The 17,250-nt window shown below is 72.8% G+C and carries 4 protein-coding genes; all 4 read right to left on the bottom strand.

The annotated features are described in order from the left end of the window. Positions 1-81: 81 nt before the first annotated feature. Complete coding sequence (locus ACWDGI_RS28450) at positions 82-1,560, bottom strand: sugar transferase (protein WP_450763685.1); 1,479 nt, start codon at positions 1,558-1,560, stop codon at positions 82-84. An 828-nt stretch (positions 1,561-2,388) separates the two neighbouring features. After that, entirely contained in the window at positions 2,389-3,261 is an 873-nt protein-coding gene (locus tag ACWDGI_RS28445) for a TauD/TfdA dioxygenase family protein (protein WP_450763683.1), read from the bottom strand. Between the two features lie 128 nt (positions 3,262-3,389). Further along, on the bottom strand, positions 3,390-12,980 hold the full coding sequence (locus ACWDGI_RS28440; RefSeq protein WP_450763681.1) for an amino acid adenylation domain-containing protein: 9,591 nt from the start codon (positions 12,978-12,980) through the stop codon (positions 3,390-3,392). Continuing rightward, positions 12,977-16,978, bottom strand: a complete 4,002-nt coding sequence (locus ACWDGI_RS28435) for a non-ribosomal peptide synthetase (protein ID WP_450763679.1) — start codon at positions 16,976-16,978, stop codon at positions 12,977-12,979. The genes ACWDGI_RS28440 and ACWDGI_RS28435 overlap by 4 nt, the downstream gene beginning before the upstream one ends. Positions 16,979-17,250: the final 272 nt, after the last annotated feature.

The raw sequence follows: 17,250 nt of genomic DNA, 5'->3' as shown, positions 1-17,250 counted from the left end.
ACCCGTCTCTCCCCCCAGGCAGGCCCTTGTGGCCTGCGGTCCGCGCGTCGGCGGAACCCTTGAGCCGCAGCCCCCCGCGCATCAGTAGGCCCCCTGCCCGTGGAGCACCGCACGCATCGTCTTCCACAAGATCACCGTGTCGAGGGCGAGCGACCAGTCCTCCACGTACCGCAGGTCGAGGCGGACCGCCTCCTCCCACGGCAGGTCGCTGCGTCCGCTGATCTGCCACAGGCCGGTGAGCCCGGGCTTGACCAGCAGCCGCCGCCGGATGTCCGGGCCGTACTCGGCGCACTCCTCCGGCAACGGAGGCCGCGGCCCGACGAGCGACATCGCTCCGGTGAGCACGTTGAAAAGCTGCGGGAGTTCGTCGACCGAGTACCGGCGCAGCACCGCTCCCACCCGGGTCACCCGCGGGTCCCGGCGGAGCTTGAACAGCAGTCCCGCGCCCTCGTTGCGGTCGGCGAGCTCGGCACGTGCCCGGTGGGCCCCTACGGCCATGGTGCGGAACTTGAGAATCGTGAACTCCCGGCCGTTCTTGCCGACCCTGCGCTGGCGGTAGAAGGCCCCGCCCCGGCTGTCCACCAGCACGAGCAGGGCGGCGACCACCATCAGCGGCGCGAACAGCATCAGCAGGACCGCCGCGCCCACCCGGTCGACGACCTCCTTGATCGCCCGGCGGCCCCCGGTGAAGGTCGGCAGGCTGACCCGCAGCAGCGGGATCCCGAGCACCGCGTCGACGTGCAGCCGCGGACCGGCCACCTCCATCAGCACCGGGGCCACGACCATCTCGGCATCGCTGCCTTCGAGGTTCCAGGCCAGCCGCTGCAGGCGTTCCGGTGTCCAGTGCGGGTCCGGTGTCACCGCGACGACACGGTAGCCGTCGTGGCGGACATGCTTGGCGACGTCCGACAGCCGGCCGACGACCGGCACTCCGTCCAGTTCGTCACCGTCGAGCCCGCGACCGTCCGTCGTGCACACCGCCTCCACCCGCCAGCCGATGTGCGGGTACTTGCGGGTTCGGCTGATCAGGTCGCACACGGTGGCCGGGCTTCCGGCAGCGAGCACCGGTCTCAGGCACCGCCCTTCCTTCCGCCGCTTGTGCAGACAGAGGCGGAGCAGATACCGCGCGGTCATGGTGACGAGCGCGATCGCGGGGATCGCGACGAAGATCCAGAGCTTGATGTTGCGCGAGGTGAGGGCGATCCCGCCGAGCGCCAGTACGACGGTCGCCGCGAACAGTGAGCGTCCGAGCCGGCGGAATTCCTCGGCGCCCTGACCGAGCACGGCCGGAGCCCACGACCTTCCCACCGCGAGCGCCGACAGCACCAGCAGCTCGGTGCCGAAGGCGAGGATCCCCCACTTCTCGTGCCAGTTGGCCGCGTCCCGGGCCCCGAAGAATTCGCCGATCCCCGCCACCACGAAGGCGGTGGCCACGGTGTCGCTGATGATCACGGTACGGCGGTACCGCTGTTCCCACTCGATCGCCGGCCTGCTGATTGACCCGTCCGCCAGACGCTCGCGCGCCGACGGAAAAGGGCCGACTAGTCCCCCCTGCCGCACAGAAACCCCCCGGTCCCCAGTGGTTCGACATGGTGCCCTGACACGGTTCCCACCGTCGGGAGGCCCCCTCCCCCCGTATGCTTCCGCCCCCGGAAAGCCCCCCGGCTCCCCGCGCCGCGCCGTTCCTTCCACGGGTGGCCCCCGCCCCCCGCGTATGACATCCCGGCTACTTCAGCGCTACTCGAACAACCCGCCCTTGTCGCGGCGGACTTGCATGCCGTGCCAGGCTCCCGAGGTGCGCGGGAGCCGGTCGAGACCTCGGGTGCTCCCCGCACCCGAAGCCCCTCTCGGGCCCCAGGAGTTGATCACCCCCACGTCTGGCACCGGACACGCTGCCACTGGCCGTCTGTATCGACCGACCCATAGATCATCATTTGTCGCCTCGTGTCCCAGCATGCGAAGCACGGTCAATCTAGACCATCAATGCCCGTCTGAAGAGAGGGCCGTGTGGAATTTGTGCTCAAGATTTGAAGCCGAGTCAACAAACGGGCAGCCGCCCGTGGAGGACTCGGCGACCGGAGACATGCCGTGTGACCTCGGACGACACGAGTTCACCGAGCTGCCGGCACCGGCGAAACCCCCGGGCGTCCCGGGACCGCCAACTCGGCCATGTTCAGCGCCTGTTCGGCGGATTTCCGTCGGTGGGCACGGGGCGACGGATGCGGAGCGGACGGGCGACGGCACATGTGAACCGATCTTCACATCTCTGCTCGCATGGGCAGCGACCGAGGCCGACCTCGACCGGGTCGGCGCCGTCGGCTCCGCGATCGCGCGCGCACCGGCACGCCGTCGGCCGGGCCCGGCACGACGCCGCCGCCGGGCGCACCGTCAGCCCTTGACGGGGCCGCCGTTGATGGCGACGCGCTGGCCGTAGCGGGCGTAGGGGTAGTAGTCGTACGTCGCGTGGTGCTGGACGCACCGGTTGTCCCAGAAGACGAGGGTGCCCGGGGCCCAGCGGACACGGCAGTGCAGGACCGGCCGGCACGCGATGGTGTCGAAGAGCATGTCGAGCAGGGCCCGGCTCTCCTGGGCGGAGAGCTGCGGAACGCGGCTGGTATAGGCCCTGTTGACGTAGAGCAGCTTGCGGTCGGTCTCGGGGTGCCGGGCGACGAGCGGGTGCTCGCTTCTGGGGATGACGTAGTCCGCGGGCGGGGTGTAACCGGCCAGGGCCTGGGCGCCGTCGTGTATGGCGGTGAGCGGGTCCAGCAGGGAGCGCATGGCCGGCGAGAGCATCTCGTAGGCCAGGTGCATGTTGGCGAAGAGGGTGTCGCCGCCGCAGCCCGGCTCGGGGATCTCGGTGATGTAGAGCATCGACCCCAACGACGGTTCGGCGTCGGCGGTGCCGTCGGCGTGCCACCCGTTGCCCGCCACGTCCGCCGCGGCCGACGTCGTGCGGATCTCCAGGATGCAGGGATCGCCCTCGGGCGGCGGCGGGTTGACGGGACGCAGCTCACCGAAGGCGGCGGCGAAACGCTTGTGGTCCTCGGCGGTGATCGTCTGATCGCGGAAGACGAGGACGTGGTGATCGCGGAACGCCGCGCGTATCTCGTCGAGTTGCTCCGCCGGGATCTCCTGCGACAGGTCGACGCCCGAGACCTCCGCACCGAGGACGGGGGTGATCCGTTCGACCGTGAGCGTGCGGTGGGCGCGCACCGGACGCGTGGTCACCGCTTCCAGTGCTTCGCGTTCGTATGACTCCATGACGCCTCCAGAGGGGGTGGGGTTACCGGCCGTGGCCGGGCGGTTCGGCAAGGATCACGCGGCCGAGGGCGGGGGTTGCCGTGGATCCCGTCGGCCGCCTCGCAGGGCGTCGGGATCGAGCCAGGGGTTCACCGGACGCGCTCCGATTCCTGCTCGCGGCTGGTCCGGGCACCGGCCGCCGGGGCCGCCAGAGCTGCCCTGATGGTCTCGGCCACCCGGTGCACATGAGGTGCCGCCACGATGCCGTAGTGGTCGGTGGGCAGGTATCGCCGTACCGCGGAGGGGGGCAGACAGGCGCTCCACTGCCGGTCCGTCTCGTGCGGGTCGCCGGGTGCGGGCAGGCCGGCCGTGGGCTGTCCGGCCAGCCACAGGAACGTGGGGACGAAGGCGAGCGGCCGCACCCGGTGCTCGCCCAGGCTGCGCAGGTTCGCCCGGCAGCAGCGGGCCAGTCGTTCCGCGTACGCCTGCGCGTGTTCCGCCGGCATCGATGAGGCACCGGTGCCGAGTTCGGCGGCGAACACCTTCTCGAGGTGGGCCTCGTCGTAGGCGGCGACCAGCGCGTCCGCCCGCGGCGGGGGCGGGTCCAGCAGGTGGAGCGCCTCCAACGGCCGCCCGGCCGACTCCGCCAGGCCGGCCATCTCCATGGCCACCCGGGCACCGTAGGACCACCCGGCCAGGTGGAGCCGGTGGTCGGAGCCGCCGAAGCGGTCACGGAGTTCCGTGTCGTAGTGACGGGCGCGTTCGGCCAGTGACCAGGCGGGCATCGCGGCGTCGCGCAGTGCCGGATCGGCGATGAGGCACACGGTCGGGGCCGGCCCGAGCGCCGCCACCAGGGACCGGTAGGCCTGGATGTCTCCGCCCACGGGGTGCACCAGGCACAGGACCGCCGAGCCGGTTCCCTCCTGCCAGATGTCGAGGACGACCCGGGGGGCGCTGCTCCCGGCCACGCCGGTGGCGGGGTCGGCGGAGGTGAGGGCCGTCTCGATGTGTTTGAGGATCTCGGTGAGGCTGACCCGGTGGCTGAAGGAGGCCAGGTCGAACTCGACTCCGTAGTCCTCCTCGATGGTGGCGATCACGCTGATCAGGGTCAGCGAGTCGGCGCCGAGGTCGTACAGCGAGTCGTCCGGGTCCAGTTCGTCCACACCCAGCAGATCCTGAATCACCCGAGCCATCGCGGCCGCCCGTTCCCCGGCGCTGTCCGGTTCCGGGGCACCCGCCTCGCCGTCCGTGCGGTGCGCCGGCCCGGGCCGTGGGGTGAGCGGTTCCGCCGGGTCGCCCGCGGAGGGTGTGTAGAACGCGCGGGAGACATCGATGTCGGTGGTGGAGACGAGGAGCTGCGGCAGCTGCAGGGCCAGGGCGTGGGCGAAGACCGCCTTGCCCTCCTCGACGGTCAGACCGACCGCCAGGTGGGCCTGATGGCGGCTGTCCGTGTCCAGGACCCGGGTCGCCATTCCGGTCTCGCTCCAGATGTCCCAGTCGATGCCGATCCGGACGGTCGTCTCCGTCTCGTGGGCGCGGTGGTGGGCGAAGCCGTCGAGGAGGCTCGCGCCGGCCGCGTAGTCGCTCTGGCCGACGCCGCCGAGCAGGGCGGACATCGAGGAGCAGTAGACCGCGGTCTCCGGACGGAAGGTCTCGATCAGGTGCTCCATGACGAGTGCGCCCCGCTCCCGGGCCGCGGCGGCGTCGCGCATCGCCGTGCCGTCGCGTCGGACGAGCAGCCCCCCGAATCCGAGGCCCGCCGCGTGGATCACGCCGTCCAGCCGCGCGGTGTGCCCGGCGACGGCCGCCGTCACCTCGTCGACGGGGAGCGCCGCCAGATCCGCGGGGACGAGGCGGACGCGGTCGGCCCAGCGGGTCAGTTCCGCCGGCAGCCGCGGATTCCTCGACAGCAGCAGGACCCGGCCGCCGGTGTGCTCCAGCAGCGAGGCGGCGACGGCGCGGCCTACGCCGCCCGTGCCGCCCAGTATCAGGTGGACCGTGTCCGCACCGGACGGTACGAGGGGCCCGGTGCCGGACGGCGCCGGTACGGGCGTGGTGCCCGGTCGCCACCAGTAGCCCTGCCGCAGCGCGAGCTGCCGGGGCAGGGCCGGGCCGCCGGGATGCGCGGCTGGGCGTGCTGCGGCGACGGCCGAGGCCACGTGAGTGGCCCAGCGGGTGAGGTCGCCGTCGGGGAGGTCCAGCCAGTGGCCGTCCAGGGCCCCCTCCTGGGGGGCGACCTCGACCGGCCCGGCGAGGAGCGCCAGTTCGGGCCGGTCGACCGTCCCGGTCACGGGCCGGGCGCCGTACGACAGCCACCACACGCGCGGGGAGCCGGTCCGCCCGGACAGTGCCCGGGCCAGGGCCGCCGTGGTGTCCAGGCAGGCGTGGCGGGCGTGTTCCAGCGTGTCGGGGCCGACCCGCCCCGTCACCTGCAACGGCAGTGCGTGTACCCACTCCGCGTCGGCCAGGGCGTCGTCGGGTCCGGCTCCGGACAGCGCGTCGAACAGCAGGCGCAGGGACGCCGGGTCGGCCGGGTCGGCGTCGAAGACGTCGGGCCCCCTGCGGGCGAAGGCACTGGACGGGTGTACCCGTACCACGCGTGACGCCACGGCCTCGAACGGCGCGAACGCCGCCTGCGGCGTGCTCTCGGCGGCCACCACGACCACGAGGGGCGCGCGGCTTTCCGGTGCGGTGGTGCCCGCGGCGGCGGCGCGGCGCAGCCGGACCCAGTGCGGCTGGTGCAGCCAGTCGGCCCGGGGCAGCCGCCGGGGTCGCGCGGGCAGGGCCTTGGGGGTGCGGTCGAAGTCGTACTCCGCGAGCGCGAAGGACGGGGGCGGGAAGTCCCAGGGCGCCGGGGCGGGACCCTGTTGCCAGTCGACGGGTCTTCCGGCGGTCCAGTCCCCGGCGAGGTCGTGGGCCGAGCGGCCGACGGCGGAGACCGGCGCGGCGTCCGGGTCCGCGGTGCCGTGCGGGACCTCTCCCGCGGCCACCGCGCGCAGCCAGTGCTCGGCGGCGGCGGCGTCCGCGAGGGGCGCCGCGGTCCGCAGCCGCCGGGCCGCACGTCCGCTCTGCAGATGGCGCAGCACGGAGTCGTAGAGGTCGGGCCGCAGCCGGAGGTAGTCGGCGATCCGGGCGGCGTCCAGGGCGAGGGCTTCCACGCTGGAGGCGGACAGCACCAGGCACTTCGGTACGACGCCGGTCGCGGCGGTGCCGGTCCCGGTCCCGGTGTCCTGTTCCACGATGACGTGGGCGTTGGTGCCGCCGATCCCGAAGCTGCTCACCGCGGCCACCCGTGCGCGTCCTCCCGGCCAGGACGTCGCCCGGGCCGGAACGTGGAAGGGGGTGGGGTCGGGGCCGATCTCCGGGTTGAAGGCGCGGAAGTTGCGGTGGGGCGGGACGCTCCCGTGGTGCACGGCGAGGACGGCGCGCACGAGGCCCACCACCCCGGCGGCCGCTCCCATGTGGCCGAGCTGGCTCTTGACCGAGCCGAGCGCGCAGCGGCCGGACTCGCTCACGTCGAACGCCTGGCGGAGCGCGGCCATTTCGATCGGGTCGCCGAGCCGGGTTCCGGTTCCGTGCGCCTCCACGTAGCCGAGGTCGGCACCCGTGCGTCCGGCGCGGGCCAGGGCGGTCCGGATCACCTCGCGCTGCCCGACCAGGGACGGCGCGGTGTAACTCATCTTCGCCGCGCCGTCGTTGTTGATCGCGGAGCCGGTGACGAGTGCGTAGACGGTGTCGCCGTCGCGCCGTGCCCGCCGCAGCGGTTTGAGGACCACGACGCCGACGCCGCTCGCGCCGACCGTCCCCGTCGCGTCGTCGCTGAAGGGGCGGCAGTCGCCGTCCGCGGAGAAGATGTGCTGCGGGCGGTAGCGGTAGCCGCCGGTCAGACCGGGGTCGACGAGCACTCCCCCGGCGAGCATCACCTCGGCCTCGCCCTGCCTGAGCAGGCCGGCCGCGAGGTGCACGGCGACCAGGGAACTGGAGCACGCCGTCTGGGCGCTGAAGGCGGGACCGGTCAGCCCGAGGTGGTAGGCCACCTTGGTGGTCAGGAAGTCCTTCTCGTGGTGCAGGGCGAGCTCGAATCCGTCGGGCAGCCGGCCGGGGTCCGCCTCGCGCAGCAGGGACCGGAAGTAGGTGTTCTCCCCGGCACCGGCCACCAGGCCCACGCGCGCGGCCGACGTGTCCCCGACCCCGGCGTGTGCCAGTGCCTGCACGCAGGCCATCAGCAGGTGGCGCTGCTGGGGGTCCATCAGGCGCGCTTCCTGGGGACTGATGCCGAAGTGGCCCGGGTCGAAGTCGAGCGGCCCGTCGAGGGTGCTGTGCGCGCCGATGACGCCCTCCGGTGCGTCGACACGGCGGATACCGGTGCCGCCGGAGACCACCAGGTCCCAGAAGGCCGCCAGGTCCGGGGCGCCGGGCACCCGCACCGCCATGCCGACGACCGCGATCGGTTCGCCGGGCTCCGGGGTCCGACCGTCTTCCCCGGCCGGCACGGCAGGTGTCCGGGGGCCGGTGAGGTCGCCGGCGGCGAGGTGGCGGGCCAGGGAGCGGACCGTGACGTGCTCGAACAGGTCCGCGACCCCGAAGCGTAGACCGAGTTCCGTCGTGCAGCGCAGATGGAAGCGCATGAGGGCGAGACTGGAGGCGCCCGCCTCGAAGAAGGTCTGGTCCGGTTCGATCGTCGCCCCCGTGACCTCCTCGAAGGCCGCGGTCAGCCGCTGCTCCTCGGCCGACAGCCCGGTGCGGGCGCGGACCGAACGGCGTATCTCCTCGCCCGGTGCCCGGAGCGCCGCCTGCCGGTCCAGCTTGCCGCTGGGGGTGCGCGGCAGCGTCCGCAGTCTCCGGAAGCGGTCCACACGGACGTAGGAGGGCAGCGATGCGGACAGTTGCGCGCTCAGCTCGTCGGCGGACGGGGTCTCGCCGCGGACCTCCAGACAGGCCGTCAGCCGGTCGCCGTCACGCGCGACGACGGCGTTGACCACCGCCGGATGGCGCAGCAGGGCCGCTTCGACGGAGCCGAGTTCCAGCCGGTGCCCGCTCACCTTGATCTGCTGGTCGTCGCGGCCCGCGTAGTGCAGCAGGCCCTCGCTGTCGAACCACGCCCGGTCGCCGCTGCGGTAGAACAGGCCCGCACCGGGCACCTCGACGAAGCGGGCCTCGTCGAGAGCGGGTTCGTCGAGGTAGCAGCGGGTCGCCATGGTGCCGCCGATCAGCAGCTCACCGGTGCACCGGGCCGGAACCGGGTCGCCCTGGGCGTCCACCACGCGCAGGTCGGCGCCGGCCACCGGGCGTCCGATGGCGGGCCGCTCGGGCCACTGCCCCGGGTCGCCCTCCAGGCACAGGGCGCTGACGACGTGTGTCTCGGTCGGCCCGTAGTGGTTGAACAGGCGGGCGCCGGGCAGTCCGGCGAACCAGCGACGGATGGTGTCGGTGCACACCAGCTGCTCGCCCGCGGTGACGACCTCGCGCAGCCGGGAGGGGAAGCTGCCCAGACGCACCGCGTACTCGGCGAGCAGTTGCAGGGCCACGTAGGGCATGAAGATCCGCTCGGTGCCCGCGGACTCCAGGCGTTCCAGAAGCGCGGGGACGTCCTGGCGCCACTCGGGGCGTACGAGCTGAAGGCTGCCGCCGGTGCACAGCGTCCCGAAGATCTCCTGGAAGGAGACGTCGAACGCCAGCATCGAGAACTGCTGGGTGGCCGCCGGGGCGGTCAGGCCGCCGGGGCCGGACTGCCACCGGATCAGGTCGCACAACGTGCGGTCGTGGATCTGGACGCCTTTGGGGACGCCGGTGGAGCCGGAGGTGAACAGGGTGTACAGCGGTCGGGCGCCGTCGTGCGTGCGGCCGTCGTACGTGCGGCCCTCGTGCGTGCGGCCGTCGTACGTGCGGCCCTCGTGCGTGCGGCCGTCGTACGGCGCGCCCGCGCCGTGACCTTCCCTCGGCGCCGGGTCCGCCAGGGCGACGAGGTGGGACACCACGCCGTCCGGGAGCAGCGCCTCCAGCGCCGCCGTGCCGCCGGGCGTGGCCAGGACGCACAGCGGGTCGACCCGCTCCAGGACGCGGCGCAGCGCTTCGACCGGGTAGGAGGGGTCGAGAGGGACGGCGGTGACGTTCAGCCGCGCCAGTGCCAGCAGGGCCACCACGTGCTCGGCGGACGGGTCCAGGTACAGGGCCGCCCGGCAGGGGCTGCCGTCGGCCGGGATCGGGTAACGGTCGGCCAGTTCCGCGGCGAGGCTCGCGGCGCGGGAGTCGAGCGCCGCGTAGCTCAGGGTGCTCCCGTCGGCCGTGATCAACGCGGGAGCGTCCGGGGTTAGGGCGACCTGCCGTGCGAAGCCCTCGGCGATCGTGGTGAAGCCCGGTTCCGGGGCAGGTCCGCGCCCGTGCTCCGGCAGGGACCGCCGGTACGGCGCGACCAGCTCCCGCGCGGTGGAGCGGCCACCGGATGCGAGCGCGTCCACGCCCCGCCGGAACAGTTCGGCCATCGCCTCGACGGCCTCACCGGTGAACCGGTCCTCGGCGTACTCCCACAGCACGTCGAGTCCGTCGGGATGCTCGACCACGGAGACCGTCAGCGGGCACTTGGCCTCCGGCGCGGCCCACCACAGGGGGCGCTGGACGCAGCCGGGCAGCCGCAGCGCCCCGAAGTCGGTGTTCTCCAGGACGAACAGGAGATCGAACGGGGTGTCGTCGCCGACGGCCTCCCAGCCGGTCAGGACGTCCGCGAGCGCCACGTCCTGGCGCCGCAGCACCTGCCCCGTGCCGGTCCCGGCCCGGGCGAGGTGCGAGCGCAGGTCCTCACCGGGCACCACGGCCACCGGCAGCAGCACGGTGTTGGCCATCATGCCCACGCTGTCCGCGAACTCGCGTACCGGGCGGTTGGCGACCGGGGCGGCGACACGCGGGCGGACCAGGCCGGTCACGCCGTACAGACTCCAGGAGAACACGCACAGCAGCACCTGGAAGCGGGTCAGCCCGAACTCGGCGCAGAGCCGGTCCACCTGGGCCCGGCGCACCACGTCGAGCGACGTGTGCAGCAGCCGCGCCCGCGGTGCCGGGTCCGCGTCCTGGGCGGGCAGCGGTTCCCGGGGCTCCGCCAAGGCCTGGTAATAGGCCAGGAGTTCGTCGCGCTGTGCCTGGTAGGCCGCGCTCGCGAACCAGCCGCTCTGCCAGGCGGCGAAGTCCAGTGGGGTCGGCGCCGGGGCCGTGTCCCGACCGGTTTCGGCGTTGGTTTCGGCAATGGCCTCGGCTTCGGCATCGGCATCGGCATCGGCTTCGGCATCGACTCCGGCTCCGGCTCCGGCTCCGGCTCCGGCCTTGGCATCGGCCTTGGCATCGGCCTTGGCATCGGCCTTGGCATCGGCATCGGCATCGGCATCGGCATCGGCATCAACTCCGGTTTCGGCTCCGGCATCGGCATCGGCTTCGATGGCCGTGGCGTAGTCGGCGGACAGGTCCCGCAGCAGGATGCTCAGCGACCAGCCGTCGACGGCGATGTGGTGCAGGTGCAGCAGAAGCGTGCCGCCGCCGGCACGGGGCAGCCAGCAGGCCCGGAGCATCCGGGGCACGGCGAGGTCGAAGGGCTCGGTGAAGAAGGTGTCGGCGAAGCGTCGCGCCTCTTCCTCGTCCCATGCCTGCTGCGCGCCCGGCTCGTGCCAGGGGTCGTACGGTTCACCGACTGTCTGCCGCAGTCCCTGCCGCCCGAGGGCGAAGCCCGTCCGCAGTGCCGCGTGGCGTGCCACCAGGGTCCGCAGTGCCCGCCGGAGGGCAGCGGTGTCGACGGGCCCGTCGACGCGGAAGGCCTGGTTGACGGAGTACGCCCGGGAGCCCGGCGCGCGGCGCTGCAGGAGCCACAGCCGCTGCTGCTCGCTCGTCGCGGACGCCGAGCGGGCACCCGCGACCACCGGTGCCGGACAGGCGCCTGCCCCGCCGGGGCCGGCCGTGGTGACGGCCCGGGTGATCGCGGCCAGGTCGCCGTGCAGGACGGCCGCCTGTGTCAGGTCGCGGCCCCACCGCTGCCGGACGGCGAAGCAGAACCGCAGCGCCTTCAACGAGTCGCCGCCGGCGGCGATCCACCGGTCACCGAGCCCGATACCGGTGGTGCCCAGGATCTCCTCGGCCAGCTCGATGACCTCGCGCTCCGTCTCCGTCGGGGCCGGTCCGTCGGAGGCGGCCGGCCGCCAGGGCCGGCCGGCCTGCCGCAGCAGCGCGGCCTGGTCGACCTTGCCGTTGGCGTTGAGCGGCAGCTCCGCCACGAGATGGATCTGGTGCGGGCGCATGTAGGCGGGCAGGTGGGCCGCGAGGTGGCTGTCGAACTCCTCGTAGGACAGCTCCTGTTGCAGGACGACGAACGCCAGCAGTTCGTTCGGGCCCTCCTGGCCCGCGCGCCGGGTGCACACGTGGGCCCGCCGGACCGCCGGGTGGGCGAGAACATGCCGTTCCACCTCGCCGGGCTCGATCCGGAAACCACGGACCTTGACCTGGCGGTCGGTTCGTCCGACGTACTCCACCCGGTCCTCGTCGTCGGCCCGTACGAGGTCACCGGTGCGGTAGTACCGCTCCTTGCCGCCGTCGAGCCAGGCGAGCCGCACGAAGCGCCGCTCGGTCTCCTCGGGGAGGTTGCGGTACCCGGCCGCGAGTCCGGCGCCGCTCAGCAGGAGTTCGGCGACCTCACCGGGCGCGGCGAGCCTCTCCTGGCCCGGCACCACCAGGACGGCGTCGGTCCCCGGCAGGGGCCGGCCGATCGGCACCACGTCACCGTCGAAGTCCCGCGGGATCGGATGGCACAGGGCGAAGGTGCTGGACTCCGTCGGCCCGTAGATGTTGAACAGACGGGTGTCGCCGCCGGCGTTGTCCCGGTACCAGCGGCGCATCACCCGGGGGTCGAGCTGCTCACCGCCCACCAGAACCTCGCCGGCCGCGGCGAAGCAGTCCGGCACGGCCGTGACCGTCGCGTTGAACAGCGCGGTGGTGATGAAGACGGTGTCCACGCGCTCGCGCCGCAGTGCCGCGGCGAGCCGCTCGGGGCTCTGCACGTCCCCGTCGCGCAGGACCACGCAGCAACCACCGGTCAGCAGGGGCGCCCAGACCTCGAAGCTCAGCGCGTCGAACGCCGGATTCGCCAGACAGGCATAGCGCAGGCCTGGCTCGACACGGATGTAGCCGGGTCGGGCCAGCCGCATGACTCCGGCGTCGCGGACCTCGACGCCCTTGGGCCGTCCGGTCGTTCCGGAGGTGTAGAACAGGAAGGACACCTCGTCGGCTTCGGCCGGATCCTGCACGGCGGCGGCCGCGTACGGGAGTTCGGGCAGCAGAGCGTCCACGGCCAGCGCCTTGACGCCGGGCGGAGGCTCGGCGCCGCTCTCGGGGACGGCGTGCACCAGGGCGGCCGCTCCGGAGTCCCGCAGGATGAAGAGGCGGCGTTCGGCGGGACTCTGGGTGTCCAGCGGGACCACTTGGGCGCCCAGCCGCAGAATGCCCAGCATCACGCAGACCAGCCGCCACGAGCGCGGCAGCGCCACCGCCACGGCCTGCCCGGGAGTCACGCCCTGGCGGCCCAGGGCCTGCGCGACGGCGGCGGCCGCCGCGTTCAGTGTCGCGTAGTCGAGCCGCACGTCGCCGTCGGCGACCGCCTCCGCCTGTGGGGAGCGCAGGGCCTGACGGTGTATCGCGAGGGCGAGCCCGACCGGATCGCCCGGGTTCTCGGCCACGTCGGCGGAGGAGGTTTCGACGCGCGGTTTCATCGTGCCTCCGACGTGCCGGAAAGTGTCGTGCGCGCCGTCCCGGTGCCACCCGGCGCGGCTGCCGGCCGGTCCAGTTCGGCGGCGAGGACGGCGGCGACGCGTGGCAGTTCGTCGCTCTCCAACATGTCCCAGTGACCGCAGGCCACCGGCTCGACCACGAAGGGACCGCGGACGCGGTGCCGCCAGAAAGCGCGCAGGCGGGCGGCTGCGCCCCCGCCGTCCCCGCCGTCCTCGTCCTCCACGGCCGTCGCCTGCATCAGCACGACACGGGCCGGCGATTCGGGTACGGCGTAGTCGCGCGCCGTCTCCCGGTGGTGGTTGTACACGGTCAGGTAGCGGGCCACCTGGTCGTCGTCGATACCCGGGTACATGCCGTTGAAGCGCACCAGCTTCTCCCGGAACTCCGCCATGCCGACCGGCGCGATCGCAGCACGCTGCCCCTCGTCCTGCGCGCCATGGGTGTCGAGCAGGACCACGCTCACCCTCTCGTGTCCGGCCGCCACCAGGTGGCGGCCCATCTCGTACGCGATCAGGCCCCCGTAGGACAGCCCGCACAGCACCAGTGCCTCGTCCGGGTGGGGGTCGACGAGCCGCAGATACTCCTGGGCCATCGCCTCGACACCGGGCAGGGTGGACTCGCCGGGGTTGATGCCGGGCGCCTGAAGTCCCACCACCCCGACGTCGTCGGGCAGTTCCGTGGACAGCGGCAGGTAGCAGAACGCCGTGCCGCCGGCGGGATGCACGCACACCACGCGCTGTCCGCCGTTGCCGGCGCGGAACTCCACCAGGCTGCTGGGCTCGGCGGACGGCGAGGCCTCGGCGCCGTTGCCGCGCACCCGCTCGGCGAGCGCCTCGATGGTGGGGTGCAGCATGACGTCCCGGACCGGCAGTGTCACGCCGAGTTGCTCCTGGACGGCGGACGCCATCTTGATCGCCGAGATCGACGTGCCGCCGAGCTCGAAGAAGTTGTCGCCGATTCCGATGGCCGGGTGCAGCAGAACCCGCCGCCAGATCCGGTACAGCGCCATCTCGACGTGGTCGCGGGGCGCGGCGGTGTTGACCCGCTCCGAGCGGGCTGCTGCCGCGGCGCGCAGCACCGCCGCCCGGTCCACCTTGCCGTTGCCGTTCAACGGCAGCCGCGGGAACTCGGCCACCACGACCGGGATCATGTAGTCCGGCAGGCGGTCTTCGAGGGCCGCGCGCCACTCGTACGCCGTCCGGGTGGCTTCGGCGTCACATCCCACCCCGGCGACCAGGAGGGGGCCGCCCGGTGTGTCGCGGTCGGCCAGCACCACCGCCTCCCGCACCCCGGGCACCGCCAACAGGGCCGCCTCGACCTCGCCGGGTTCGATGCGGAAGCCGCGCAGCTTGAGCTGGTCGTCGCGGCGGCCGACGTACTCGGCGTTGCCGTCCGGCAGCCAGCGCGCCAGGTCGCCGGTGCGGTAGACGCGTTCGCCCGTCACGAACGGGTCGGGCAGGAAAAGCTCGTCGGTGAGGTCGGCCCGGTTCAGGTATCCGCGGGCCAGGCTCGCTCCGCCGAGGTAGACCTCACCGGGAACCCCCACCGGTACCGGGCGCATACGGTCGTCGAGCAGGTACAGGCGTGTGCCGCGCAGCGGCCGTCCGATGGGGCACGACCGCTCGTACGGCTGCGGGTCGGTGTAGGCGGTGGAGTAGAGCGTCGCCTCGGTCGGGCCGTAGCCGAAGCAGACGCGCAGGCCTGGCAGCGCCTCGCGCATGCGGTGCAAGGCGCTCTCGGGCAGGGACTCCACTCCGGTGAGGAGCTGACGCAGGCTCAGCCCGGCCAGTCGCGTGGCCGGATCCTCGTCGATCCACAGGACGTAGGACGGTGGCAGGAACGCCTGGGTGATCTCGCGTTCGCGCAGCCAGCCCATCAGCGCTCCGGGATCGCCCCGCAGCGCGTCGGGAACCAGGTGGAGCACCGCGCCGGTGGTCAACGGCATGAGGAGCTCGTGGACCGACGCGTCGAAGCCGATGCTCGACCAGGCCGATGACGCCTCACCGGAGGCGTCTCCCATGAGTTCACGCCAGTGGTCGAAGAGATTGACGACGCTGCCGTGCGTCACCGCCACGCCCTTGGGGCGGCCGGTCGATCCCGAGGTGTAGATGACGTAGGCGAGCCGGGTGGGGTCCGCGTCGACGCCCGGCGCCTCGTCGCGCGCTCCCTCGGCCTCCACCTTCGCCAGGTTCTCCCACCGCTGCAGGTCACCGCCGGCGCCGTCCGCCTGGTCGGTCAGCACGACCACCGGTGCGGCGTCGCTCACCATGGCGGTGAGCCGTTCCGGGGGCTGTCCGGGGTCGAGGGGCAGGTAGGCGGCCCCGGCCTTGAGGATGCCCAGGACACCGACGACGAGTTCGGCCGTGCGTCCGGCGTGCAGGCCCACCACGCGGTCGGGCCCAGCACCGCGGGCGATCAGCGCGGCGGCGAGCCGGTTGGCCCGGCGGTCCAGCGTGGCGTAGTCCAGTTCCGCGTCGTCGGCCACCACGGCGGGCTGCCGCGGCCGTTCGCGCACCTGCGCCTCGAACCGCTCCAGCAGGCCCGTCGGTGCCGCTACGGCCGGGGCGGGCCCGGCGCTGAAGGTGGCGAGGAGTTCGCGCTGCTCGTCCTCGTCCAGCAGGGTCAGGTCGGCGATCCCGGCCTGGGGCCGTTGGGTCATGAGGCGCAGCACGCGCAGGAACTGGCGTACGTACCGTTCGGCGGTCGCCCGGTCGAAGAGCGCCACCGCGTAGTCGATCTCCCCGGTAAGCTGCCGGCCCTCGTCGGCCAGGGCCAGGACCAGGTCGAACTTCGCCGGGACATGGGCCGCGTCCTGTCGTAACTCGACCTTCACGTGCGGGAGTTCGAGCTCCCTGCGCATGGAGGGGACCCAGGCGAACATGGTCTGGAACAGTGCCGTGTAGGCAGGGCTCCGCGGCGGGTTGACCAGCTCCACGACCCGTTCGAAGGGCAGGTCCACGTGGGCGAGGGCGTCACGGATCCGCTGGTTCACCCGCTTCAGGGCGTCGCTGACGCTGGGCGAGCCGGACAGGTCCGCGCGCAGGGCGAGGGTGTTGACGAAGAAGCCGATCAGGCCCTCGACGTCGCCGCGTCGGCGGTTCGACGTGGGGGCGCCGACCACGATGTCGTCCTGCCCGGAGAGCAGGGACAACAGCACCGACCAGCCGGTCAGAACGGTCGCGTACAGGGAGACATCGTTGTCGGCGGCGAGGTCGCGCAGAGCCTGTGTCAGTTCCTCGTCCACGGTCACGGGCAGCCGGTCGCCGTGGAAGACCTGCTCGGGCGGGCGAGGCCGGTCCGTGGGCAGGGAGAGCACGGCCGGGGCGTCGGCCAGCGCGGCGGCCCAGTAGTCGGCGTGCGCGGCGGGCTCCTCCCCCGACATCCAGTCCCACTGCCAGCGGGTGTAGTCGCTGTACTGCCACGTCAGTTCCGGCAGCGACGCGTCCCGCCCCTGCTGGAGCGCGGTGTACACCAGGCCCAGCTCGCGCAGCAGCAGGGAACGGGACCAGCCGTCGAAAACGATGTGATGAGCCATCAGAAGCAGTACGTGGTGGTCCGGTTCGAGCGTCACCAGGCAGCCGCGCACCATGGGCTCCTCGCCCAGGCGGAACGGGGTGCCTTCCACCTCCTGCCGGATCCGCGCGAACCGCTCGGCCGTGTCGGGCAGTCCCGTCAGATCCTCGACGGTCACCGGAAACCCGGTCTCCGGCGGATCCACGACCTGGAGCGCCGACCCGCCGGCGGGCACCAGGCGGGTACGCAGGGCCTCGTGCCGGGCCGCGAGCCGGTGCAGCGCCTGGATGAGCAGGTCCCGGTCCAGCGGCCCCCGGATGTCGAAGGGCATCGGCTCGTTGTAGGCGGCGCTGGCGTCTCCGTCCATGCGCGCCATGACCCACAGCCGCTCCTGCGCCAGTGACAGGGGGGCGGAAGGTGTTCCTTTGTCCGGGTGATGGGTGACTGTGATTCGTGGGGAAGACACGGATTACCCTTCACGAGAAGAGAACGCGGCGGAAATCGGATTCCGCGTCCCCGAAGGATCAATGGTTCACGCAAATCGCGTGCGGGTGGGCCCGGCATGGTCATTTTCGAGCGATTCGGCGCGGGCAATTCCCTTGCGGAGCCGATGCGCGAGAAGTACGGCGCCCCACGCCGGGTTCAGGGTCGATATCCTCGCGGGTTGCGGCGCCTCGCGCGTACCTTGGGGCAGCGCCTTTCCTTTGCCAGAACTCCATAAAACTGCGTCAGTTGCAT

The sequence above is a fragment of the Streptomyces sp. NPDC001220 genome (assembly GCF_053597895.1).
The sequence above is the reverse complement of the archived record's forward strand: the minus strand, read 5'-3'. Positions and strand labels throughout refer to the sequence as shown.